Consider the following 24,897-nt stretch of genomic DNA (forward strand, 5'->3'; position numbering starts at 1 on the left):
CGGTGGACTCCACCGTCCCATCCCCCACCTGGAAGAGGAAGAAGTCCGGGCCGTGGTAGCCCGCCGCGGGCGTGTACGTGAGGCTGGCGCCCGAGCCCGACAGCGTGCCTCGCGCCGGTCCCGACACCACCGTGTACGTGAGCGTGTCGCCGTCCACGTCCAGGGAACCCAGCGTCACGGCCACGGGGGTGTTCTCGGCCGTCGTCACCGAGCCCATCAGGGCCACGGGCGCGTCGTTCACCGGCGTGACGGTGAGCGTCACCGTGGTCTCGGTGGAGTCCTGCGTCCCATCGTTGGCCTTGAAGGTGAAGGAGTCCGGGCCATAGTGGTTCGCCGAGGGCACGTACGCGAGGATGGTGCCCGATCCCCTCAGCGAGCCATGCGACGGGCCCGACACCACCGTGTACGTGAGCTTGTCGCCTTCCACGTCCGTGGCCTTCAACGTCACGGACACCGCCGTCTCCTCGGCCGTCGTCACCGCGTCCGCCAGAGCCACCGGGGCATCATTCACGGAGTTCACGGTGAGGGAGAGGGTGGCCACGTTGGACTCCACCGTCCCGTCGTTCACCTTGAAGGTGATGGAGTCCGGACCGTGGTAGTTGGCCGCGGGCGTGTACGTGCGCGAGGCCCCCGTGCCCGACAGCGTGCCGTGCGCCGGCCCCGACACCACCGTGTACGTGAGCGTGTCGCCGTCCACCTCCGTGGCTGCCAACGTCACGGCCACCGGAGTGTCCTCGGCCGTCGTCACCGCGTCCGCCAAGGCCACCGGCGCATCGTTCACCGGGGTGATGGTGAGCGTGACGGTGGCCACAATGGAGTCCTCTGTCCCATCGTTCACCTTGAAGGTGATGGAGTCCGGACCGTGGTAGTTGGCCGCGGGCGTGTACGTGCGCGAGGCCCCCGTGCCCGACAGCGTACCGTGCGCCGGGCCCGACACCACCGTGTACGTCAGCGTGTCACCGTCCACCTCCATGGCCGCCAACGTCACGGCCACCGCCGTCTCCTCGGCCGTCGTCACCGAGCCCGCCAGGGCCACCGGGGCATCATTCACCGGGGTGACGGTGAGCGTGACGGTGGCCACATTGGAGTCCTCTGTCCCGTCATTCACCTTGAAGGTGATGGCATCCGGGCCGTGGTAGTTGGCCGCGGGCGAGTACGTGCGCGAGGCCCCCGTGCCCGACAGCGTACCGTGCGACGGGCCCGACACCACCGTGTACGTCAGCGTGCTGCCCTCCGCGTCCGTGGCTTCCAACACCACGGACACCGGCGTGTCCTCGTCGGTCATCGCCGAGCCCGCCAGGGCCACCGGGGCATCGCTCACCGCGGTGACGGTGATCGTGACGGTGGCCTCGTTGGAGTCCGCCGTCCCGTCGTTCACCTTGAAGGTGATGGAGTCCGGGCCGTGGTAGTTGGCCGCGGGCGTGTACGTGCGCGAGGCGCCCGTGCCCGACAGCGTGCCGTGCGCCGGGCCCGACACCACTGTGTACGTCAGCGTGTCACCGTCCACCTCCGTGGCCTCCAACGTCACGGCCACCGCCTCCTCCTCGGCCGTCGTCACCGAGCCCGCCAGGGCCACCGGGGCATCATCCACGGCGCTCACGGTGATCGTGACAGTGGCCTCGTTGGAGTCCTCCTTCCCATCGTTCACCTTGAAGGTGAAGGAGTCCGGGCCGTGGTAGTTGGCCGCGGGCGTGTACGTGCGCGAGGCGCCCGTGCCCGACAGCGTCCCGTGCGACGGGCCCGACACCACCGTGTACGTCAGCGTGCTGCCCTCCGCGTCCGACGCCAGCAGCGTCATGTCCACCGGAGTGTCCTCCCGGGCCGCCACCGAGCCCGGTTGCGCCACGGGCGCCGCGTGGTCGGAGACCCGGAGCAGCCCGCCCCCCGAGATGCCATTCACCGTGGCGAAGAGCTGGTAATGGCCAGGGAGGAGCCCGGGCAAGGTGGTGGTCAACGACGTGTCCGAGAAGCCGCTCAGGGGCAACCGCAGGAGCGTGTTTCCCTCCAGGGGCATGAGGCTCACCACGGGGAAGTTCGCGGGGGTGCTCCGGGTGCCGCCCCCGACACTGATGCCCTCCGAGATGCCGCGCAGCCTCGTCCCCGTCGCGGTCACGGCCGCCAGCGGGGTCACCGAGGTGGCCACGCGCAGGCTGGGGCGCCAGGCGTCGTTCGTTCCCGATTCGTCGAACAGGTTGCTGCCGCTGGGCGTGGCCCAGTTGCCACCCGCGAAGAGCACCTTGCCATTGGGCAGCAGCACCGCCGCGCCCCCCTGCCGGCTGAAGGGCATGGGGCCCGCGCTGCTCCACGTCCCCAGCGCCGGGTCATACAGCTCCGCGACGGTCAGCCCCCCCCCGCCTCCCGCGAACAACACCCGGCCCGAGGGCAGCAGCACCAACGAGCCCTGGTAGTGCGGGCTCGCCGTCGAGCCGGTGGCGCTCCACGTGCCCGTTACCGGGTCATACAACTCGGCGGTGACGACGCTCCCGGGGCCACCCGCCGTCAGCACCTTGCCATTGGGCAGCAGCGCCAGCCGGTGGGACGACCGGGCCGTCACCATCGAGCCGGTGGCGATCCACGTCTCCGTGGCCGGGTCGTACAGTTCCGCCGACGTCAGCGGGCCCAGGCCTCCCGCGACGAGCACCTTGCCCGTGGGCAGCAGGATGGCCGAGTGATCGCTCCGGCCCGCCCTCATGGACCCCGTCGTGTAACGCCAGGTGTCCGTGTCCGGGTCGTACAGCTCGGACCTGTTGCCCATGCCGCTGGTCACGCCGCCCGCGACGAGCACCTTGCCGTCGGGCAGCACCGTGGCCGTATGGGTCCCATGGGGCTGGAGTGTCGGCGCCACGGTCTTCCACGTCCCCGTGACGGGATCGAACACCTCCACCACCTTCGTCCCCGTGCCCGTGGTGGAGTCCCAGCCGCCCACCACCAGGACCTTTCCCGAGCGCAGCACCGTCACCGAGTTGTCGTAGCGGGACACCGACATGGGGCTGGCCGCGGACCAGGCGTTGGTGCCCGGATCATACAGTTCGGCCGAGACCAGGCTGCCGCCCGCGCTGTAACCGCCCGGCAGCAGCACCTTGCCATTGGGCAGCAGCACCCCCGTCGCGTCCAACCGCTTCGTCGCCGGAGAGGGCGAGGCGCCCCAGGTGGACTCGCCCGGGTCATACAGCAGGCTTTCCTTGGTCCCACCCGCGGTGAGCAGCACCTTGCCCGTGGGCAGCATCACCGCCACGTGGTTGGAGAAGACTGTCGGGAGCGTAGACGCCATGGTCCACACATGGGTGGCCGGGTCATACAGCTCCGAGGCCGTGCCGGTGGCACTGCCACCCGCGCCCCCCGCCACCAGCACCTTGCCCGAGGGCAACAGCGTCGCCGAGTGGAGGTAGCGCGCCATCCTCGGCAGGGTGCTCGACGACAGGCCCGTGGCCGGGTCGTACACCATCGAGTTCCGGTCGCCCACCAGCAGCACCTTGCCCGAGGGCAACAGCGTCGCCGTGTGAGACGGGAGGTAGGGCAGCCTGCCCGGCTGCCGCCAGGTCCCCGTGTCCGGGTTGTAGATCATCACCGGACCGGAGGGAGAGCTGTCATTCATGTAGCCGCCCACCACCAGCACCTCGCCCGAGGGCAGCAGCGTCGCCGTGTGGCCATACTGGTTCGAGGGCATGGAAGCAGTGGGCGTCCAGGTTCCCGTGGCCGGATCGTACAGCGACGCCTCGTTGTGCCCGGTGCTGGTGGTGCTGTTGTAACCACCGGTCATCAGCACCTTGCCGGTGCGCAGCAGCGTCAGCGAGTGCATGTGGCGGGGTCCGGGCAGGGCTCCCGTGGTGCTCCACGTCCCCGTCACGGGATCGTACAGCTCCGCGGTCGAGGCGCTGACGGCGCTGTCGCCACCCGTCACCAGCACCTTGCCGGTGGGCAGCAGGAGCGTGACGGGGCTGTTGCGGGCGGCGGCCATCGAGCCCGTCCCACTCCAGGTGCCGGACACCGGATCGTACAGCTCGCAGGAGACGTAGGGGGCCAGGCCACCACCTGCCGCCAGGACCTTGCCCGAGGGCAGCAGCGAGATGCCCGCGTTGTAACGAAAGGTCGACAGGCTACCCGTGGAGGAGAAGCCGGGGTCCACCACCACCGGACCCGCCAGTCCCTCCAGGTCCACCGTCATCTCCACGGACAGCGTCCCGCCCACCGCGTAGCGCACCGGAGCACCGGCAATGGGCGAGGCCTCGGCCACCGCGCCCCGCAGGCGCACCCGGCCTTGCCGGCTCAGGCCCGCCGCATCCCTCGCCACTGAGTAGTGCACGCGCAGCACTGACACCCCATGCGCATCCACCAGCTCCAGGTACTCGCCCACGTCGCGCGCGGCCGTCACCTCGGGCGGAAGCGTCAGCTCGTAGAGCGTGCGGTGCGCTCCCCCACCCTCGGGCAGGACGAGCAGCTCCTCCACGCGCGGCGTCTTCCACTCGCCGCTCTCCGCGGCCGAGCCGCCCGGAGCCATCCAGAAGTGTCCGTCTCCATAGAAGGCCGCGCCCCGCGAGGAGCGCAGCGCCGCGTCTCCACTCCCCGCCTGCCGCACCGTGAAGGTGAGGCCCCGGGTGGTGAGCACCATCTCCCCGCTCAGGGAGGACGGCATGCGCACGTGCAGCAGCGCTTCCGGAGGAACGTGTGACAGGTCCACCGGCGTGCCGTTGAGGATCTCCGGGAAGTACGCCTGGGCGAGGGCGAGCTGGCTCGCCTCCCCCGGAGCGGCACGCAGTTGCGCGATGGCGGCGGAGAGAGACGCGTCACCGGTGCGCGGCGCCAGGCGGAGCTCCTGGGCTCGGCCCGCCTCCACCCAGTGGGTGGCGGGCGATGGAGGCGCCTCATCGCAGGAGAGAAGGACGGCGAGGGATGAGACGAGGAGCCAGCAGTGTCGGGCCGAGAACATTCAGCCGGGAAGGTGTCACCAATGTCTGACGTAGCTCAAGCCCCCGGGAAGACAGGTGCGGACACGTACTGGCGGTAGGGTGCGGCCCACACTGCGCCTCACCGGCGAGCTGGAACTGGCCGGAGAGGAGGAACCGGACGCACCCGGCGAGTGGAAGTGGTTGCCATTGGCCGCGGAGGGCTGGAGGCGCGGATTCCAGAGGTGAAGAGCGGACCCGGCAAACGCCTCGCGAAGCGTGTCGTGACCGCGACCGGGGCCCCGCCACTGCTCGGCTAAGGTCGGCTCATCATGAAAAGGACCACCGCGAAAAAGGGGGTGACCCAATCCCCTTCGTCCCCCAAGAGGGCGAAGAATGCACCTCGACCCGCCGTCAAGCCGGCCGCGAACGCAGCGAAGCCGTCGATCGAAGATGAAGTCCAGCCGGTGCTCCAGTGGCTGAAGGACCACAGCACCCAGGCCACGCTGGACGGCATGGCCCGCTACGCCATCCCCTCGGACAAGGCGTTCGGCGTGGCGATGAGGGACATCAAGGCGCTCGGCAAGAAGCTCGGGCACAACCATGAACTCGCCTTGGCGCTCTGGGACACCGGCTGGTACGAGGCGCGCCTGCTGGCCTCGTTCGTCGATGACCCGGCGCTGGTCACAGCCGCGCAGATGGATCGCTGGTGCAAGGATTTCGACAACTGGGCGATCTGCGACACGATGTGCTTCAACCTGTTCGACCGTACGCCACATCGGTGGGCGAAGGTCACGCAGTGGAGCAGCAAGCGCAACGAGTTCGAGAAACGCACGGCCTTCGCGCTGCTCTGGAGCCTCACCGCGCATGACCGGCACGCCGACGACGCGGCATTCATCCGTGGCCTCGAGCTGATCGAACGCGAGGCCGGCGACGAACGGAACTTCGTCAAGAAGGCCGTGAACATGGCGCTGCGTGCGATCGGTAAACGCAATCGCGCGCTCAATGCCGCTGCCGTGGCAGTGGCCAGGCGCCTGGCGGACTCAGAGCAGGACGCGGCGCGGTGGGTGGGAAAGGATGCGCTCCGGGAGCTCACGAAACCGAACGCGGGACGGTTCTGATCAGGAAGCCCATGGCAGCGCGGCGCCAACCCGGGCCGGTGGAATGACCAGAATGACCAGATGGATGAGGCCTTCGGACTGAACCCCAGGCGTTGGGGGAGGCGGCAGGGGTACGCCCCTTTGTTAGCCGCTCGCCAGACGGCTGAATGTCCTGGTTCAACCTGCATTTCGGGGTGGTGGGAGGCCGTCTCCGTGGCTAAGTGGAGAACACATCTCTTGACCTGTGGAGAGCGTATCCCTTGACGTCGAAGGATCAGCGGCAGGAACCCTACGGCGACATCTTCGTCGGCGACGGCGAGATGGCAAGGCTGATGCGGGCTCATGACTGGGCCTCCACTTCCCTGGGCGCGCCGGAAAACTGGCCGAACGCGCTGAAGGTGGCCCTTCGGCTGCTGCTCACCTCGCGGTTCGAGATGTGGCTGGGCTGGGGCCCCGACATCCACTTCTTCTACAACGACGCCTACCGGCCGACGCTGGGAGTCAAACACCCGAAGTCGCTCGGGGTGCCGACCCGGATCCTGTGGGCTGAAATCTGGGACGACATCAAGGACCGCCTGCAGACCGTCTACGAGCGGGGAGAGGCGACCTGGGACCGGGCCCTGCTGCTGGTCCTGCACCGCCACGGCTATCCCGAGGAGACCTATCACACGTTCTCCTATAGTCCGCTGCTCGGCGACAGCGGCAAGGTGGAAGGGGTGTTCTGCGCCGTCTCGGAAGAGACGGACCGGGTGATCAGCGAGCGCCGCCTGGCGTCGCTCCGCGAACTGGCGTCCCGGCTCGCTCCGGCCTCGAGCCGGGCCGAGGTGATCGATGCCGTCCGGGAGGGGCTCGGCGGCAATCTGCATGATCTGCCCTTCAGCCTGACCTATCTGTTCGACGAGGAGGGCCAGGGGCATCTGGCCTGCGCGACCGGAATCGAGCCCGGCCACGGCTGTGCGCCCGCGACCCTGGCCCTGAGCGGCGGTACCTGGGACCTGAGCTCCATCTGGGCCGGCGAGGCCAACGTGACGGTGGACCTCTGCGGCCGCGAGGCCCTGCCGACGGGCGCCTGGGACAAGCCACCGGCCACCGCCGCGGTGGTTCCGCTGATCGGCCAGGGCGGGGAACGTCCGCGAGGAGCGATGATCGTCGGGCTGAACCCCTACCGCCCGGTGGACGAGAGCTATGTGCCGTTCCTGAAGCTCCTGGTGGGGCAGGTGGCGTCCAGCCTGGCCAGCGCCGAGGCGCACGAAGCCGCGCACCAGCGGGCCGCTGCGCTGGCGGAGGCCGTGGAGATGCGCCAGAAGGCGGCCGAGGTCTTGCGCCGGGCCAATGAGCAGCTGACCTCCGAGGTCGAGCTGCGCACCCAGGAGCGCGACCGCTTCCGCACGCTGTTCCAACAGGCTCCCAGCTTCATGTGCATCGTGTCCGGCCCGGACCATGTGTTCGAGCTGGTCAACGACGCCTACCGGCAGCTGGTCGGCCACCGGGACCTGCTCGGCCTTCCGGCGCGCGAGGCCCTGCCGGAGATCCAGGGCCAGGGATTCTTCGAGCTGCTGGACGGGGTCTATACCCAGGGCGAGGCCTTCGTGGGCCGCAACATGCCGGTGGTGCTCCAGCGCACGCTCGGTGGTGCGCTGGAGGAGCGGTTCGTCCACCTCGTCTATCAGCCGATCGTGGAGCCGGACGGCAAGGTGTCCGGCATCTTCGTCGACGGCCACGACGTCACGCACCAGAAGCGCGCCGAAGAGCAACTGCAGCACTTGAACGAGACGCTCGAGCAGCGGGTCGCGGCGCGCACGGACGAGCTGGCGGACGCGCTCGAGCGCCTGCGGCGGGAGACGGCCGAACGGCAGTCGATGGAGGCGGCGCTCCGCCAGGCCCAGAAGATCGAGGCCCTCGGCAAGCTCACGGGGGGCGTCGCCCACGACTTCAACAACCTCCTGCAGGTGATCAGCGGAAACCTGCAGCTGCTGTCGAGGGACATCGCCGGCAACGCCCGGGCCGAGACCCGCGTGCAGAATGCCCTGGCCGGGGTGGCGCGAGGCTCGAAGCTGGCCTCGCAGCTGCTGGCCTTCGGCCGCCGTCAGCCGCTGGAGCCCAAGGTGGTGAACCTGGGCCGCCTGCTGAAGAACATGGACGATCTGCTGCGGCGGGCGCTGGGCGAGGACATCGAGATCGAGACCGTGATCTCGGGCGGGCTGTGGAACACCCTGGTCGACCCGAACCAGATCGAGAACGCCATCCTCAACCTGGCGATCAACGCCCGGGACGCCATGCAGCACGGCGGCCGGCTGACGATCGAGGCGGGCAACGCCCAGCTGGACGACGAGTACGCACGCCAGCACGAGGAGGTGAAGCCCGGTCAATACGTGATGATCGCCGTCACCGACACCGGCGCAGGAATCCCGGCGGACATCCTGGAGCGCGTGTTCGAGCCCTTCTTCAGCACCAAGCCGGAAGGAAAGGGGACCGGGCTGGGGCTCTCGATGGTGCACGGACTGGTCAAGCAGTCCGGCGGCCATATCAAGCTCTACAGCGAGGTCGGCGAGGGCACGACCATCAAGCTGTACCTGCCGCGCGCCGCCCAGAGCGAGGACGTCATCACCGACATCAGCAAGGCGCCGGTGCGCGGCGGGACCGAGACCATCCTGGTGGTCGAAGACGACGACGACGTGCGGGAGACCGCGGTCGGCCTGCTCTCCGAACTCGGCTACCGGGTGCTCAAGGCCCGCGATGCGGCCAGCGCCCTGAACGTCATCGAGAGCGGAATCCCCATCGACCTGCTGTTCACGGACGTGGTGATGCCCGGCCCGCTGCGCAGCCCGGAACTCGCCCGCAAGGCCAAGGAGCGCCTCCCTCACGTCGGGGTGCTGTTCACCTCGGGCTACACGGAGAACGCCATCGTCCACCATGGGCGGCTGGACCCGGGCGTGGAACTGCTCTCCAAGCCCTACACACGCGAGGCCCTGGCCCGGAAGGTGCGGCACGTGCTGGGCAACGAGGCACAGCATCGGCTGGTCAAGCAGCAGCGGACCGAGGCGTCCGCCCCGCTCCCGGCCCCGCTCCTGGTGGCGGAGGACGTGCCACGCCGCCTCACGATCGTGCTGGTCGAGGACGACGAGCTCATCCGTGCGAACACGGCCGAGCACCTGGTGGAACAGGGTCACGCGGTGGTGGAGGCCCAGGACGCCGAGAGCGCACTCGCCGCGCTTTCCAAATGCCAGGCGGACGTGCTCCTGACCGACGTGGGGTTGCCGGGGCGCTCGGGCGCGGAGCTGGCGCGCGAGGCGGTCGCCCGCTGGCCACACCTGAAGGTGATCTTCGCCAGTGGCGACGACGCGGGATTGGTGGAATCGGGCCTGTCGGACTCCGTGCTCCTGCTGAAGCCCTACACGCCCAAGGACCTGGCGGCGGCCCTGGCCAAGAAGGTGGTCAAGCGGGCGATCGAGCGCAAGTCCTCCTGAATCGGGACTCGGAATCTCAACGCTCTCCGACAACAGCAAGCCCCGGAAGTTGTCGGTCCCATCGGGTATCCCCGGCGGATTGGCTACCCCTCAGGGGTGGCCATCACCACGGGGAGTTCCCATGAAACTGGCCGGAGCGGTGGTGTTGTTGGTGGTCCTCACCGGATGCGCGACAACTCAGGGTACAGGTGGGTCTGGACCTTCGTCACCTCCAGGAGTTCAACCCGCGAGGAAGAAGGAACTGCCCTGGTTGAACGTGTCGGGTGGGCGGATGAAGACAACCCTCTTCTACGGCCCCTGGCAGTGCCGCCGGGAGTTCATGACCGGGTGCCAGAGGGAGTGCGCCAGTGAGGGCCACATGCTCAAGGGATGCATGTGGCTGGCCGACTTCAAATTCGATTGGGAGGGAAGCCTCGTTCTTCTACCTGTTCCCATCAAGGCTGGAAGCCGCTACGGCATCCATCACTGCTGCTGCGACTACCCCACCCTGCCGAAGGCGGCGAAGGAGGTTGAGCGCAAGAGGTGGGAAAAGATCCGAGACTCATTCCGAGATGACTGGAGCAAGAAGTTCGGAGATTGGCCCGTTGATGGAGGTATCTCCTGGCCGGGCCATCACATCCGGGACCTCTGGCACGGCGGCAACCCGGTTGATCCCAACAACATCATTCCCGTGCAGCCGAGCGTTCATGACGAATTCAACAGGGCCTACCCTGCTTGCTACGCTGGGCAAGCGCCCTGGAACACCGTGGGACCTGACCTGCCCTATACGGACAACTGACGATGGCCACGCCCATGAGCGACCTGCTCGAAGAGGTATCCCACGAGCCCTTCCCACATCCCCCCGCGACGCCCGAGGAAATCGAGGAGTTCGAGCGGCGGATGGGCTGGAAGCTGGACCCCGACCTTCGCGCCTTCTACCTGCATTGCAATGGGGCCGCTCTGCTTCGATGGCCGGACTCGCCCTATGAAATCCTGCCCCTGTCGAAGATCGCCCGGGCACGAGTGGCCATCTACGGTGAGGATGACGACAAGTGGGGCCCGGCCTCGATGTACGCATTCTGTTACGTGCGCGATGGCAACTATGTCGTCTTGGATGTGAGCAGACAGGTGGACGGGCGGTATCCGCTCCTCGACGGGGACCGTGAGACATGGCCCAACCCGGAATACTGCACGCAGATCGCCAGCTCGTTCTCGGAGTTCTTGGAGCAGGTTCTGCGCACCCGACGTAGCCTCTACTGGCTCGGGGAGTGAGCCCAAGCCCCGCTGCGTCGACTGCCCGGCGCGGCAGCAAACAGCCACCCTGACCGCACACAAGGTCTTGCGCTGACACCGGGCGATATGTACGAACGTACACATGATATGTACGTCCGTACACATCGAGCCCTGCTTCACGGGCGCGCCCCTCTCCTGCCCGAGAAACAGGAGGCGCGAGTGGTGACCCGCCGGCACGACCCCGAGCGCCGGGATCGCATCATCGACGCGGCTCTCGCCGTCATCGCCGAGGGCGGTATCGCCGGCACCTCGCACCGCCGCGTCGCCGAGCGCGCCGGGGTTCCACTTGGCTCGATGACCTACCACTTCACGAGCATGGACGAGTTGCTGCGCGAGGCGTTCACCCGCTTCGCCACGCGCCTCAGCGAGCGCTTCACCGCACGCATCGAGGCGGCGGCCGGCCTCGACGCGCTGGTCGAAGCGGTCGTCCACCTCGTTCACGCAGACCTCTCGGCTGGCCCGGACGACCTCGTGATCACCCTCGAGCTCTACACGCTCGCCGCACGTCAGCCCGCCTTCCGGCAGATCACCCATGACTGGATGCGCAGGAGCCGCCAGGCGCTCGAGCGGCTCGTCGACGCCAGGACGGCGCACGAGCTCGACGCCCTGATCGAGGGGTTGTTCATCCACATCAGCCTCGACCCAACCCCTCGCAGCCGCGCCGTCACGCGTGACGCCGTGCGCCGCATCCTCTCGCTCTGAACCTGGACTCTCATGACCACCCCCCCTCCTCTCCAGGTGCCCTGCCAGCACCGGGCGGCCCGCCTCGCCGTCGCGGCGCTGTTCCTCACGAACGGGGCCATCTTCGCCAACCTGTTGCCCCGCTACCCGCAGATCAAGGCCGACCTCGGGCTCGGCAATGCCGAGTACGGACTCGCCGTCGCGGCGTTCCCCTGCGGGGCCCTGATGGCCGGGCTCGCCGCCGGAGCACTCATCCGCCGCTTCCGCTCGTCGCGGGTCGCCGTGGCTGGCACGTTGCTCACGAGCATGGGCGTGCTGCTCGCGGGGCTCGCTCCCTCCTGGGGAGTGCTCGCCGGGATGCTCTTCTTCGCGGGCTGCATGGACGCCATCACCGACGTGGCGCAGAACTCGCACGGCCTGCGCGTGCAGCGGCTCTACGGCCGGTCCATCCTCAACTCGTTCCACGCCATCTGGAGCGTCGGCGCGGTGAGCGGCGGCCTCATGGGCGGTCTCGCCGTGGCCCTCGGCGTGCCGCGTGGCGTGCATCTGGGCCTGTCGGCCCTGCTCTTCGCCGTCGTCGCGCTGACGGCGCTGCGGTACACGCTCCCCGGCCCGGAGCCCATCGAGGCCAACGAGCGCGCTGAAGGAGAGGCGCAGGCGGACGGCCTTCCCGCGCGGCGAGAGCCGGCGGACCGCGGCCGCATCTGGCTCATGATCGCGGCGCTCGTCCTGATCGCCATTGGCGGCACGCTCGTCGAGGACGCGGGCATGACCTGGGCGGCCGTCTACCTTTCCGGCACGCTCGGCGCAGACGTCGCCGTCGCCTCGTTCGGCTTCATCGCGCTGGTGGGCTCGCAGTTCGTCGGGCGGATGCTCGGCGATGGCCTCGTGGACAGGTTCGGCCAGCGCGCGGTCGCCCGGACAGGCGGCGCGACCACGGCGGCGGGGATGGGCGCGGCGCTGCTGCTCCCCTCGGTGCCGGGCACCATCGCGGGCTTCGCACTCGCCGGCTTCGGCGTCGCGACGCTGGTGCCCGCCGCGATGCACGGCGCCGACGAGCTGCCCGGCCTGAGAGCCGGTACCGGTCTCACCGTCGTCAGCTGGCTGATGCGCCTCGGGTTCCTCGTGTCGCCTCCGGCCGTCGGGCTCGTCGCCGACGCCGTGGGCTTGCGCGTGGGACTGCTCGTGGTGCCGCTCGCGGGCACGCTCGTGCTGGTGCTGGCGGGGGTGTTGTCAGCCGCCCGCGTCCCGGCTGGCGGCCACCAGGGCTGAGCCGCGGAATCAGTGCCCAGGAACTCGTCACGCATCAGGGCAATCCACTACGCAGGAAGCACCACCGAGAACTCAGTGCATCTCCCGATAGAGTGACACCGCGGCCACGAACCGGCCGTGAGTCACATCACCCAAGTCACATCATCATAGGGAGAGGGGTACATGAAGACGACCCGGTTGTCGTTGTTGCTGGCGGGCCTCGCATCCATGGCCGCTGGATGCCAACCCGAGACCGAGACACCCGCGCGGGCGCCCACCGCCGAGCTGGCGTCACGGAAGGCCGCGCTGACCGTTGGCACCTGGACGAGCAATTCGTCCTCACTGCTCACTCGTCCGGGAGGCCATACCGCCACCCTGCTCAACGGTCCGGGCGACGTGCTGGTGACGGATGGCAACGGCTCCGACGTGTACAACCCGTACACGAACGCGTGGCGGCGCACGGCGTCCATGACGACCGCCCGCTTCTACCACACCGCGACGGAGCTCCCCTCGGGCAAGGTGCTGGTCGCCGGTGGCCACGCCCGTAACGACTGGGCCTTGCTCTCGAGCGCGGAGTTGTATGACCCGGCCACCGGCACGTGGAGCTCCACCGGCTCCACGTTCGTGCCCCGTGCCCAACACACCTCCGTGCTGCTCGACTCGGGCAAGGTGCTGGTGGCGGGTGGCAAGCAGCCCTCGGACCGGTACGGGCCCATCGGTCCCCCCGGAGAGGTGTACGACCCGGAGACGGGCACGTGGACCGAGGTCCAGGGCATCTTCACCTCCCGCAGCCGCACCGCCGCGACGGTGCTCTACTCGGGCAAGGTGCTGGTGACCGGTGGCTACAGATACTGGCCCGAGCCAGATGGATTCGCCTCCGCCGAGGTGAGCATCTACGACCCCGCGACGAACTCGTGGTCCTATGCCCCCAATATGGCCAGGGCCCGCCACGGCCACTCCGCCATCCGGCTCTACTCGGGCAAGGTCCTCGTCGCCGGTGGCATCAGCGGGGGCAACACGGTGGAGCTGTACGACCCGTACACCAATCAGTGGTCCCTGGGGCCGCCCCTGCCCTTCACCGACACCCTCTTCTTCTCCGCGACGCTGCTCTACTCGGGAGAGGTCCTGGTGACGGGCGACGGCGGCCAGGCGGCGCTGTATGACCCCTCGACGAGCACGTGGAACACCACCCCGAACATGAGCGTGGGCCGCGCCGAGCCCGCGGCCACGCTGCTCCACACGGGAGAAGTGCTGCTCGTGGGCGGCAGCAGCAGCAGCCCCCGCGCGGTGGAGCGCTTCACGCGCTGAGTGGCCTCCTGGCGGAGCGGGCCGCGCGTCCGCTCCGCCACGTTACCCATCGCATCAGGCTCTGACGAACTCCTCCAGGCGCTTGCGGTTGAGCGTCTGGTTCAAGGACGAAGCTCCCATCCTCGCCCTTGGACAGACCCATGCCGCAGTAGTCGCGATGGCTGAAGCCGAGTGCTCTACCCATCCTCGACCTCCGCACCACGCTCCAGGCCAGCTCGGGGCCGAAGGGCTCGTCGCCCGGCGCCACGTCACGAGTCTTTCATCCAGCCCGTGGCGGTTCACCTGCCAGGCGGAGGCGCCGGGCGGGGGACTGTCTGGACGCTCTCCACCTCCGGGAGTTGCCGGAAGGCCGTGGCGATGCGCTCCGTGTCCAGCCCCGGTGGCAGCCGCAGCCGGAAGTACAGGTTCAGGTCCGGCAGGGGCTGGCCGGTGTTCTGCTGGCCCTCGGCCCGCATCGCGTCCAGCGTCTCCTCGGGCACTTCCTGCGAACGTGTCCACTGCCCTCCCGCCACCTGCCGCAGCAACTCCCGCGCTCGAGCGTGGGTGAGCAGCCCCTTGCCCTCGACGTCCGTGGGCACGCCGTTGCGCAGCCGGATGTGCTGGCCCTCGCGGAATTTGATCTCCAGTGTGTCCGGCTCGGCGCGCGGAGCCTCCACCACCGGTGCCGGACGTGGCTCGGCTCCCGCATCCATCGGCCCCCGGCCTGGCGCGGTGCACCCCACGGCCAACATCAGTCCCACCCACCATCCGCGCCACGGCCGGCTCGTTGCTTCGTTCATGCCTGTCTTCCCTCCTGGAGAAACACAAAGGGGGCCGCCCCACATGGGCAGCCCCCCAGGTCCGATGGCCCTGCTCCAGCCTACAGGCCGGTGAGCGCCTGCCGGAGGTTCGGCAGGGGGCCGATGTTCTTGGTGCCCGTCTGCGCGGTGCTGTAGGTGCGCAGGCGGGACTTGACCGAGGCCGGCGTCAGGTAGGTGCCGTACAGGGCCTTGTAGCGGCCCTGGAGGCTGGCCGCCGAGCCGGCGACGATGGGCGTGGCGCTCGAGGTGCCGTTGAACCCGCTGGCGAAGTAACGGTTGACGCCCTCGGCGCTGTAGAGGGTGCCGTAGCCGGTCGTCACCACGCCATCGCCCCAGCCCTGCAGGTCCACCGTCGAGCCGTAGGTGGAGAAGTCATGGGCGGAGCGGGCCCCGGTGCCGTAGGCGGGCGACTTGCCAGCCCCCACGATGATGGCGCCCGAGTCGTTCTGCGCCAGGAACGGGTAGTGCCCGTTGTTGCCCGTGCTGAACATGGGATCGTCCAGGTTCTGGCTGCCGTTGCCCGCGGCCTCGACGACGATCTTGTTGGCGGCCACCGCCGTGCGGATGGCGTCGTACCACGGCTTGTACCACTCCACCGGCACGTACTTGCCGCTGATGGGGCCGCTCATCTGCTGCTCGATGACGATGATGTCACCGGCGGAGATGTTGGCCGCGCAGGTGGTGACGGCCGCACCCACGTTGTAGCCGGACGCGGTGTTGGCCGCCGCGAACAGCTTCTGCGCGGAGTAGGCGATGCCCGTCACACCCTCGCTGTTGGCCGTCGCGCCGTAGACGCCGAGCACCGCGGTGCCGTGGTTGTTGTTGTTGAAGGGATCCACCGGGGCGCTGCCCACCAGCGTCACCACTCCCAGGTCCACGTGCGAGGAGTTGTAGCTGTACTCGACGTCGCAGATCTTCACCCCGGTGCCGCGAGCGCCCGCGAGGGAGTTGGCATAGCGCGAGTCCACGCCAATGGGCGCCGCGTCCTGGTACTTCTGGTAGGAGCCGGAGCTCACCGAGTAGTAGTCAGGCGCCACGGGGGACGGCGCCGGGCGGGGCACGCGGTAGACGGCCTCCACCTCCGGGAGCTTCCGGAAGGACTCGGCGATGCGGTCCACATCCATCCCCGGTGGCAGCCGCAGCTGGTAGTACAGGTTCAGGTCCGGCAGGGCCTCGCGGGTGCGCAGCTCGCCCTCGGAGCGCAGTTCATCCAGCACATCCTCGGCCGCCTCGTGCGAGCGCGACCACTTCCCACCCGCCACCTGCCGCAGCATCTCGTGCGCCTGTGCGTGGCGCAGCCCCCGGCCCCCGAGGTCCATCGGCAGGCCGTTGCGCAGGCGGATGTACTGGTTCTCGTGGAACTTGATCTCCAGCAGGTCCGGCTCCACCCACAGCTCGCCGCCCACCGCGCGGACCTGCTCCTCACCGGCCACTCGCGCGGCCTCCGGAGCCGCCGCCAGCGCCCCACCGCTCCCCGCCAGCCCGAGCGCGACCACCCATGAACTCAATGCCCGACTCGTCGTCTTCATGCGCAGGTTCCTTTCACCTGGGTCTCGACGAAAACAGGCTAAACGAGCTTTATTTGCTCAACAAGACAATTGGGTGAAAACGGATGTAGGCGCATGGAGAGAAACGCCTTCCGGTCCCTCGCCCGAGGATGCAGACTCGCGCCTGCCTACCCGGCTGATCCATTCAGGGCGCGACATGGCTCACCTGCATTGTCTGAGATTGATTCTGGTCATGGGGACCGTCGTGCTCCTGAGCGCATGCACACGCGCGCCGGAACCTCCGCAGACATTCGGCTCCGAATCGAATGCTTCGCTGCAGGAGCGGTTCGGCTGTATCGACGTGATGGAGCTTCAGGAGTCCTCCGGGACATACAAGGTGCTCGTCTTCAAGCTGCCCAAGGCATCCGAGAGTGATTCCGACTACCGGCTGGTCTTCTACCGGAAGGACGGCGCGACGTTCCGCCGGCACGGTGCGGAACAGAACCTCGTCAACTTCCAGCGGCCCGTTCTCGCCGGTGGGAGCCAGCCTCGGATCGAAACGGTCGAGAACCGCCTGGGCGTGAAGTTCCACTATCAGCTCACCCACGATGACGTTCAGTTCGTTCCCTCCGAGGGAACGAATGACAACGGCTCGCTGAAAGGCCATCCGGCAACACGCTGACGGATGGAGCCACCGGCGGCTCAGGCCGGCCGCCGCCGGAGGAGCACGACCAGCCAGCGTTCGTCCGGCATCTGGGGTTTGCGGCTGGGCTCCACACCCATCCAGACCACCTCCAGGCCACCGGCCTCGGCCACGAGCGTCTCCGCGGCCCGTTCATCGAGATCGGTGAATCGCCGCCCCTCCACCTCACGCTCGCCCGCGCCGTACTTGAAGGACAGGTGCCAGACACCACCCGGCACCAGCGCATCCCTCAGCCGCCGCATGACCGAGGGCAGCTCCGCCCGAGGCACATGAAGGAGGGTCGCCGAAGCCCAGATGCCATCGAACGCTTCGCACCAGGTCACCTCCTGGAAGGTCCTCACCTCCACGGGCAGCCCGGTGTACTCCCGCGCCAGCGCGGCCAGCCGTGGGGACGCGTCGAAGGCCGTCACCTGGAAGCCCAGCTCGTGGAAGGCGCGTGCATCGCGTCCGGAGCCGCAGCCCGCGTCGAGCACCCGCGCACCGGGGCTCAACAGCTTCGCGAAGCGCTCGCGCGGCTCGGACATGTCGATGCCGACCGTGGCTCGAAAGTAATCCTCCGCGTTGCGCTCATAGAACTCGCTCGTCATCGCGCCCAGCCTCCCGTGACTGGTGACAACAGTCATCAATGGTGACTGCGCTCTCCAGGGGGCCCCGGTGTCCGCAGTCATCACCGAGGCCTTCCCGCGAGGCCCCCTCCACGTAAACCCGCGGAATCCCGTTCGTCTCCGGGCCCAGAGGCCCTGGCACGGCCGCTGCAATAACCCCTTCTCGTCAAGGCGTAACCCACTCGCGGCAACAAGCCCCCTACCTTCCCGGAGACACCCCATGCGTATCGGCAAGAGCTTCCCGAAGATCTCGACCCCCGACTTCAAGGCCCCCAGCAGCAAGCCCACGTTCTCGCCCCGCCCGGACATCAACGGCAACCTCCCGGGCAAGAAGCCGGACCTCAAGCCCGATACCAAGCCCACGTTCTCGCCCCGCCCCGACATCAACGGCAACCTCCCGGGCAGCAAGATCGACAAGCCCACGTTCTCGCCCCGCCCGGACATCAACGGCAAGCTCCCGGACAGCAAGGTGCCGGACTTCAAGCTCGACGGGTTCAAGCCCTCGAATGCGCTGGACAAGCTCAAGCCCAACGGCTTCGGCGGCCTGGACAATGCCTTCGGCAGCCTCGGCAACAAGCTGGGCGGTGTCGGCAACGTGCTCGGCAATGGTCTGGGAGCCGTGGGTGACGTCGTCGGCGGCGTGGCGAACGGTGCGGCCGGACTCGCCGGCGCGGGCCTCCAGGCGGCCACCCTCCCGGCCAGCCTCATGAGCGTGCTGGGCGCCGGCCCGGTGATGGACCCGTCCGCGGCGTCCGCTGGCCAGGCGATGGACCCGTACGCGATGGGCGCCGGCCCGGTGATGGACCCGTCCTTGGCCTCCGCTGGCCCGGCGATGGACCCGTACGCGATGGGCGCCGGCCCGGTGATGGACCCGTACGCCGCCGGTGGCCTGCCCCAGCAGCTGGGCGCCCTGAGCCAGCCCGTTCCCCAGCAGCTGGGCACCCTGCCCCAGTCCGCTCCCCAGCAGTCGGACCTGGGGAACCTCCTCAACTCGGTGGCCAACGCGGTCAGCGTCGCGACCCAGGCCCTCGACACCGTGAAGGCGCTCGTGAACGAGGGCTCGGCGAGCGGGACCCTGAAGAAGATGGCCACCGAGGCCGCTCCCCAGCTGGCGCAGACCCTCGCGCCCCGCATCGGGCTCGCGGGCGCCGACTCCCAGCAGTAGGCCGCTTCCGCGTACCGCTGAGTGGCATGGGCGCTGCAATGCGCCCTCCTCGCCGACACGACTCCAAACCCTGGTGCTCCCATGACCATCCGCTTCCGGCCGCCCCGAGTGAACATCCCCCAGCCGTCGAGCCTCCGGCCTGGCTCCACTCCGGGCAATGCTCCGGTGAGCCCCAGCCCCATCAAGAGCCCGCCGGGCGGGCTCCAGAACCAGCGGGCCCCGCGGAGCACCGATGGCTTCGACGGCCAGGTCCGGAACCCGGCGCCCTCCCGCCGCCCGGAGCTGACGGGAACCCTGGCGGAGCAGCGGGTCCCCGTGGAGCAGGCCATGGGTCCGGCCCTCGCGTCGGGCAAGCACAGCACCACCGCCGCCCAGGTGCTCGACCTGAAGGCGCCCCTCTCGCACCCCGACGCGCCCCAGTTCCAGAAGGCCTTCACCGCGCTCGGCATGAGCGAGGCGAAGACCACCGAGGTCTGGAGCGACATCCTCCACGGCGTGAATCGCCAGGAGCAGATCCGCGCCGACGTGAAGGCGAGCCGGCTCACCCCCTCGAGCCTGGACAAGCCCCGGCCGGACACCTCCAACCCGTACTACGAGAAGGTCGCCCACGAGCTGGGACCCCACCTGCGCATCGAGGAGGGCCAGGGACCGCTGGCGCTCTGGTCGGGTGGCTACGACGTGAGCAAGCACGCCCAGCTCAAGGGCTACTCCACGCTGGAGAGCACCCCGGCCGGCCGGGCGCTCTCGGGGCTGGAGATCTACAAGGACCCCAAGGCCGTCACGCCGATGTGGAACCACCTCTCCGAGGAGTTCGTGAGGCAGAACCCGCAGGGCCCGGCACACGCCTTCATGCGGACGCATGACCCGAAGAGCGTGCTCTATCGCCAGGAGCTCCAGACCCTCGCGCCCGATCGCCCCGTGGTCTTCCATCCGCTCGCGGGGAACAAGCTGCAGGACCTCCAGGCCGTCCGGCCGGACAAGACGCTCGGCCCCGACTCGGCGTTCACGAGCGAGGCGGAGGCCCGCAAGGCGCTCAAGGACCATCTCTCCCAATCGGGGAGCGAGAGCTTCGCGGCCCAGTCCATGAAGCTCCTTTAATTGACATGTCCTCGCACGGCCTCCACACCTCTGTATTGACGGCTTCATGCACGGTCCAGTAGTCACCGCCGCCCACCACACGAAGGGGGCATTCATGAAGCGTACGATTCTGGTGTGCGTCACGGCCGTTGCGATCTCTGGCTCCGCTGCCTGGGCTCAGGACAAGGAGCAGAAGCCCGCGGCTCAGAAGCCCGCCGCCACGGCCGAGCAGGCGCCCGCGATGGACCTGAAGGCGATGGGCCCGGGGGCTCGCAAGCCCACCAACGAGAAGCAGACGAAGAAGGAGGTCCAGGAGTTCTTCAAGAAGCAGGAGGAGATCGAGAAGAAGGGCGACTTCGAGGCGTCGCTCGCGACGTACGACTTCCCCATCTACATGGTCACCGATGACCTGAAGGGCGTGCCCGAGAGCGGGGAGTACACCCGCGAGGCGTATGCCGCGATGATGAAGCCCATGTTCGAGAACATGCCGAAGGACCTGAAGGTGACCCACAAGCCCACCATCACCGTCCTCTCGGACTCGCTGGTGAGTGTCGTCGACGACTTCACGATGACCCAGGGCAAGCAGAAGGTCACCGGCCGCAACACCTCCCTGCTCGTGAAGCGGGACGGCCAGTGGAAGTGGAAGACGATGGTCGAGGCCGGCTGGGGCGGAATGCCTCCCGAGGGCGCCAGCGGCGGTGCGCAGACGCCTCCCGAGGGCAAGAAGTAGGAGTGCTCGGAGGGTGAGGGCCCGCTCGGCGGCATGGGGCCCTCGCCCTCGGATGGTTCAGCCCTGCTCGATGCGGCGTCCCGGGCCGGAGTAGGCTCGGGGCCGACCACATCCATCAGGGGGAAGTTGTTTGGACATCAGGACGAGGTGCACGCGCACCCTGCTCGCCGTGCTTGCCGTCATGCTCTCCTGCACTCCGACAGGAAAGCCCCCCGGTCCGCCGCCCATCGAGTTCGAGCACGAGCCGCTGGCGGCGCACTGCTTCAGCTCGGCGGCCACCACCGGGCTGTTCCCGCTCGGAGACGACCCCGGCACGTTCCTGATGCACTTCCGGCCGACCAACGGCCCGAGCTCCAGCAAGACCGCCGCGCTCATCACGCGCGATGGCGGGCGCACCTTCGACAAGCTCGTGGGCAAGCTCCGCAGCGCGGAGAGCTCGGGCGAGGGGCCGAGGCCCATGGGCGGAGTCAATGAGCCCGTCATCTCCCTCGGTGAGGACTTCTCCCTGGCGGGCTCCGGCTCGGGCATCACCTACGACTCCGACGGCAGCAGCACCATCATGCAGGACTGGTTGGTGATGGTGCTCGACGGCCATCCCCGCGAGGCGCTCGGCACCAAGAGCACCCTCACCCTGGCGGACGGCGCGAAGAGCGACATGGTCTGGAAGGGCGACACGCTGCGCTGGGTGGCCCGAGGCGGAGGCTTCCTCTATGCCACGCGCGACGCGGGCCGCACCTGGGAGCGCATCGGCCCCGCGCACTACATCCAACCGGAGCCGCGCAACCTCTACTTCCAGACGCTCGCCGCCTCGGCGGACCGCGCCGTCCACATCACTCCCACGGATGGCAACCGCGCCTACCTCTCCACCCCGGGCGGCACGCCCAAGCCCCTCCCGCTGCCGGGCACCCCAGGGAGCCGCAACCACATCAGCATCCTCCATGTGACCGGGGCCTTCTGGGGCAACAAGCTCGCCGTGGCGGTGACCTCGGGGGGCATCGAATCCGCCGAGGTGTTCGTCAGCGAGGACCTGGCGGACTGGACGAAGCTGGAGCTCGCCGGCAACGGACCCCTCCACCTCCAGCTCCACGTGGACCGGCAGAACCGGCTCTGGGCCTATCCCACGCATCTCAGCCCCGGGCAGAACTTCCTCATCTACCGCTGGGAGCCCGGTGAGACCCGGCCGAAGATCATCGACCTGGAGGCCGGCGTCGGGATGTCCGCCATGAGCTCCTTCTGGGCCCTGTCGGACGGCCGCTTCCGTTTCCTCGGCACCCCGGACGTGGGCCTGTCTCGCTACACGCAGCCCTGGGTCATCTGCGAGGCCGGCCCCGGAGTGAGCACGCGCTTCGAGCCCCTCGTGACCGAGGGCCTCGAGGCGCTCGACGCCGGCCGGGTCATCCTCGTGGAGCGGTTCCAGGTGGGCAGCGCGAGCACGGACCACATCGCCTTCTCGCCCGCGGGCAGGGTGTACGCGACGTACCTCCAGGCGGTGCTCGCGGGACCGCCCGACATGCCGGCCCTCTATGAGAGTGGCACCGCCCACGAGGATGGGCTTCCCTTCGGGATCTTCGACGCCTCGGAGACGGGCGTCTGGGTCACCCTCGGCAAGGCGCTCGCCCTCAACTCGCCGCCCTTCGATCATCTGGTGCGCTTCGACGCGAGGACCGGCGCGCGCACGGCCACCCAGCGCCTGCCCAAGGACATGGGCATGGACATCTTCAACGTGCGCGAGGCGAGGGGACGCAAGCTCTACCACACGCAGAAGGGCACGTTCTTCGCCGACCGGCTGCTGGCCGGAGAGAACGAGGAACCACCGCCGAAGTTCCCCACGCAGATGGTGGTGTCGGGCCGCCATGGCGCGGTGGTGGAAGGGTTGGACTACCACCGGCTGGGGAACAAGCCCACGCAGTGGGCCCTGCGCTTCGATCCATTGAAGGAAGGAGTGCCCTCGCTCGAGACCTGCGGCGAGACCCCGAGGCCAGCGGGCTGCATCGACATCTCGGACACCATGCCGGCGGACGCGGAGTGGGACCTGGACGGCACGCTCTACCTGCTGGACTACGGCCATGGCCGCGTCCTGGCGTTGCCTCCGGAGGCGAGCGCGTTCGTCGAGGTGGCCCGCGGCTTCGCCACCCCGAGCGACCTCGTGGTCCGGCAGGTGGGCGGCAAGACGGCGCTGTTCGTCTATGACGGTGACGTCTACGCCTTCCGGCCGGAGCCGGGCGTGGTCAAGGTCCGGGGCGCTGGAGAGCCGGCCTCGACGGAGAAGGTCGTCTACGGGCCGCGCGACATCCATGACTGTCATAGCGGGGGGCCCTGCCTGGACGAGCCCTCGGCGGGAGCCGTCGATGCATCACCCACGGCATGTGTGACGGGCCGGGAGCTGGGAGACGCGGCGGGGACCGTGCGGGTCGGAGCCGTGCCGGCGCAGGTGGACTCCTGGAGCGCGACGCGCGTGTGCTTCCGGCTCGGCGAGGGAAGCCGGGATGGGCTCTTGCGGCTGGTGACGCAGGACAGCCGCCGCGCGAATCGCGTCGCGGTGCGGACGCCGGTACGCATCGACCGCTGGGAGGTTCCCGCCCCGCTGCCCATCGACGGCACGTTCCGGGTGGTGGGACACAATCTCGCGAGCCTCTCCGTGAGCAATGCGGCGATCGTCGCGCGGGGCGAGGACTTCCTTGAGCTCGCGCCCACCGGAGGCGGAGAGCGCTACGTGTCGTTGCTCCGGGAGGCCACGACACTCGAAAGCCGCTCGGTGCACGTGAGGCCGCGGCTCGCCTACGGCTGCCGGGTGGGCGCGGGCGAGCTGTGCGAGTTGCTCGGCGCGGGCCTGGGAGATGGGGGAACGTTCGACCTGGCCGGGCGGGGATACACGGCCACGGTGGGCGGCCTGCCCGCGACCCTCACCCGGTGGAACGAGGAGCGCGTCTCGCTGTTCCTGCCGGCGGGAATCACTCCGGGTGTCCACCCCGTGGTGCTGCACTCCCCGCTGACGGGCGACGCCACCACCGAGCTGGAGGTGCTGGCCGTGGCGCCCGAGGTGCTCGTCACCGACGGACCCACGCCGGGGGCGCTGCGCTTCTTCCATTCCCGGCCGGTCCGCACCGGGGAGCACCTGCTCGTGCCCGTCGATCGCTGGAGCTACGGCACCATGTCGGGCGTCCGCACACCCCAGCAGCTCGACACGCTGTTCGCGCTCGTGAGGACGGGACGGCGCGATGGCTTCCCGCCCATCCATGATCAGCCGGTGTCGTCAGTGGGCGGCTATGGCGAGTCCGCCGCCGCGCTGCACGCGGTGGAGACGGAGGACGGAGTGGTGCAGGTGTCCTTGCGCAAGGGCTCACCCCACATCGCGGAGCTCGCCCGGCTCCGGCCCCCGGCGAGCGCGGGCGGCACCTGGAGCTACGCGCCGCTCGGAACACTGAGCCTCCCGTACGGAGCGCGGGTCCAGGTGGCCGCGGCGGGCCTGGTGTCCGGACGGCTCGTGGCGGCGCTGGCCAACACCCTGGAGCACAGCACCACCCTGTTCGACGTGGTGGCCGGGCCGGGCACGGCGACGGTGGCCTCGAGCACGAAGGTGGCCTGGTCGCCGTACCTCGGCCAGTCCGGCGGGGCGACGTTCAGCGGCGCCCACGTCACCCCCCAGGGCGTCTACCTGGGCTCCTGCCGCCGTCCGGGCGCGGGGGCCACGCTCCACTTCGTGCCGGTGACCGTTGGCACGGATGGAGCGCTGAGCTTCGGGGCCATGGAGCCGGTGCTGGCCAAACCGGCGGCGAGGCTCATCGCCTGCAACACCACCCCGGAGGGGTTGATCTGGGTCCTGCGCGACGGTGGCGGTGAGCACGTGGAGGAGCACCGGGCCGGCGTTGGAGTGACACGGCTGGGGACGTTGCCCACGTCACTGCCGGGCGTGGGCGACACGTGGACCTTCAGCGCGGCGCAGGAGGTGCCCGGCGTGGTGGACCTGCAACGGCTGCCGGACGGAGACATGCTGCTCGCCGTCAACGAGCAGAACGCCGAGCCGCGAGGCCTCCGGCTGGCGCGGCTGTCGAGCACGCTGGCGTTCACGCTCTCGCCGCTCGTGCCACCGGGGACGCTCGCCCAGCCCGGTGAGCGGTGCGTGGGCCCGGCGAGCAGTCAGTGCGCGCGGCCAGCCATGGACGGCTGTGCTCCCTTCGCCTGCTCCATGCGGCCCTGGCAGCGCGTGGAGCGCGGAACGGACCACATTGGAACCGCGTGGATTGCCCCTGTCCGGCCGGGAGACACGACGGCGACGCTGGTCTTCGAGGCCACCGCGACCCGGCGCACCCGGGCCTATACCTATGGAGGGACGGACGTGCAGGCCGTGACGCTGCCCATTCCCTGACG

General features: G+C 69.2%; 16 protein-coding genes. 12 read left to right on the forward strand and 4 right to left on the reverse strand.

The window, feature by feature from the left end; translation table 11 throughout:
* Window positions 1-4,927: Ig-like domain-containing protein (locus tag BO221_RS06485; protein WP_073559510.1), on the reverse strand; the 4,927-nt coding region annotated here is incomplete at its 3' end.
* A 288-nt stretch (window positions 4,928-5,215) separates the two neighbouring features.
* Between BO221_RS06485 and BO221_RS06490 the strand changes: the two genes are divergently transcribed.
* The 7 genes from BO221_RS06490 (at window position 5,216) to BO221_RS06520 (ending at window position 13,962) form a co-directional block, all read left to right on the forward strand.
* A complete protein-coding gene (locus tag BO221_RS06490; RefSeq protein ID WP_083680795.1) occupies window positions 5,216-6,004 on the forward strand; it encodes a DNA alkylation repair protein in 789 nt (262 codons plus the stop codon).
* A gap of 239 nt (window positions 6,005-6,243) precedes the next feature.
* A complete protein-coding gene (locus BO221_RS06495; protein ID WP_198956070.1) occupies window positions 6,244-9,450 on the forward strand; it encodes a response regulator in 3,207 nt (1,068 codons plus the stop codon).
* A 271-nt stretch (window positions 9,451-9,721) separates the two neighbouring features.
* Entirely contained in the window at window positions 9,722-10,228 is a 507-nt protein-coding gene (locus tag BO221_RS06500) for a hypothetical protein (RefSeq protein WP_369864421.1), read from the forward strand.
* A 2-nt stretch (window positions 10,229-10,230) separates the two neighbouring features.
* Window positions 10,231-10,701 carry an SMI1/KNR4 family protein gene (locus tag BO221_RS06505; protein ID WP_073559512.1) on the forward strand — a complete coding sequence of 157 codons (471 nt, stop codon included), beginning with the start codon at window positions 10,231-10,233 and terminating at the stop codon, window positions 10,699-10,701.
* A 108-nt stretch (window positions 10,702-10,809) separates the two neighbouring features.
* Window positions 10,810-11,424, forward strand: a complete 615-nt coding sequence (locus BO221_RS06510; RefSeq protein ID WP_233165748.1) for a TetR/AcrR family transcriptional regulator — start codon at window positions 10,810-10,812, stop codon at window positions 11,422-11,424.
* A gap of 12 nt (window positions 11,425-11,436) precedes the next feature.
* Window positions 11,437-12,675, forward strand: a complete 1,239-nt coding sequence (locus BO221_RS06515; protein WP_073559514.1) for an MFS transporter — start codon at window positions 11,437-11,439, stop codon at window positions 12,673-12,675.
* Window positions 12,676-12,837: 162 nt separating this feature from the next.
* Window positions 12,838-13,962 carry a kelch repeat-containing protein gene (locus BO221_RS06520; RefSeq protein ID WP_073559515.1) on the forward strand — a complete coding sequence of 375 codons (1,125 nt, stop codon included), beginning with the start codon at window positions 12,838-12,840 and terminating at the stop codon, window positions 13,960-13,962.
* Window positions 13,963-14,240: 278 nt separating this feature from the next.
* Here BO221_RS06520 and BO221_RS06525 read toward each other — a convergent pair whose 3' ends face one another.
* On the reverse strand, window positions 14,241-14,741 hold the full coding sequence (locus BO221_RS06525) for a hypothetical protein (RefSeq protein WP_143195302.1): 501 nt from the start codon (window positions 14,739-14,741) through the stop codon (window positions 14,241-14,243).
* An 80-nt stretch (window positions 14,742-14,821) separates the two neighbouring features.
* Window positions 14,822-16,291: a S8 family serine peptidase gene (locus BO221_RS06530; protein WP_143195303.1), complete on the reverse strand. Its 1,470-nt coding sequence runs from the start codon at window positions 16,289-16,291 to the stop codon at window positions 14,822-14,824.
* A 175-nt stretch (window positions 16,292-16,466) separates the two neighbouring features.
* On the opposite strand from BO221_RS06530, the gene BO221_RS06535 reads away from it, so the two are divergent.
* Complete coding sequence (locus BO221_RS06535; protein WP_143195304.1) at window positions 16,467-16,931, forward strand: hypothetical protein; 465 nt, start codon at window positions 16,467-16,469, stop codon at window positions 16,929-16,931.
* 20 nt (window positions 16,932-16,951) lie between these two features.
* On the opposite strand, the gene BO221_RS06540 is transcribed toward BO221_RS06535, so the two are convergent.
* Window positions 16,952-17,539, reverse strand: a complete 588-nt coding sequence (locus tag BO221_RS06540; protein ID WP_073559519.1) for a bifunctional 2-polyprenyl-6-hydroxyphenol methylase/3-demethylubiquinol 3-O-methyltransferase UbiG — start codon at window positions 17,537-17,539, stop codon at window positions 16,952-16,954.
* Between the two features lie 238 nt (window positions 17,540-17,777).
* On the opposite strand from BO221_RS06540, the gene BO221_RS06545 reads away from it, so the two are divergent.
* The 4 genes from BO221_RS06545 to BO221_RS06560 all read left to right on the forward strand — a co-directional run bounded on the left by BO221_RS06545 (window position 17,778) and on the right by BO221_RS06560 (window position 24,895).
* Window positions 17,778-18,722, forward strand: a complete 945-nt coding sequence (locus BO221_RS06545; RefSeq protein ID WP_073559520.1) for a hypothetical protein — start codon at window positions 17,778-17,780, stop codon at window positions 18,720-18,722.
* Window positions 18,723-18,803: 81 nt separating this feature from the next.
* Window positions 18,804-19,820, forward strand: coding sequence for a hypothetical protein (locus BO221_RS06550; RefSeq protein WP_073559521.1), 1,017 nt, complete (start codon window positions 18,804-18,806; stop codon window positions 19,818-19,820).
* Window positions 19,821-19,914: 94 nt separating this feature from the next.
* A complete protein-coding gene (locus BO221_RS06555; RefSeq protein ID WP_073559522.1) occupies window positions 19,915-20,529 on the forward strand; it encodes a DUF4440 domain-containing protein in 615 nt (204 codons plus the stop codon).
* A gap of 130 nt (window positions 20,530-20,659) precedes the next feature.
* On the forward strand, window positions 20,660-24,895 hold the full coding sequence (locus tag BO221_RS06560; RefSeq protein WP_073559523.1) for a hypothetical protein: 4,236 nt from the start codon (window positions 20,660-20,662) through the stop codon (window positions 24,893-24,895).
* Window positions 24,896-24,897: the final 2 nt, after the last annotated feature.

Source organism: Archangium sp. Cb G35, from assembly GCF_001896145.1.
Taxonomy (GTDB): Bacteria; Myxococcota; Myxococcia; order Myxococcales; family Myxococcaceae; genus Archangium; species Archangium violaceum.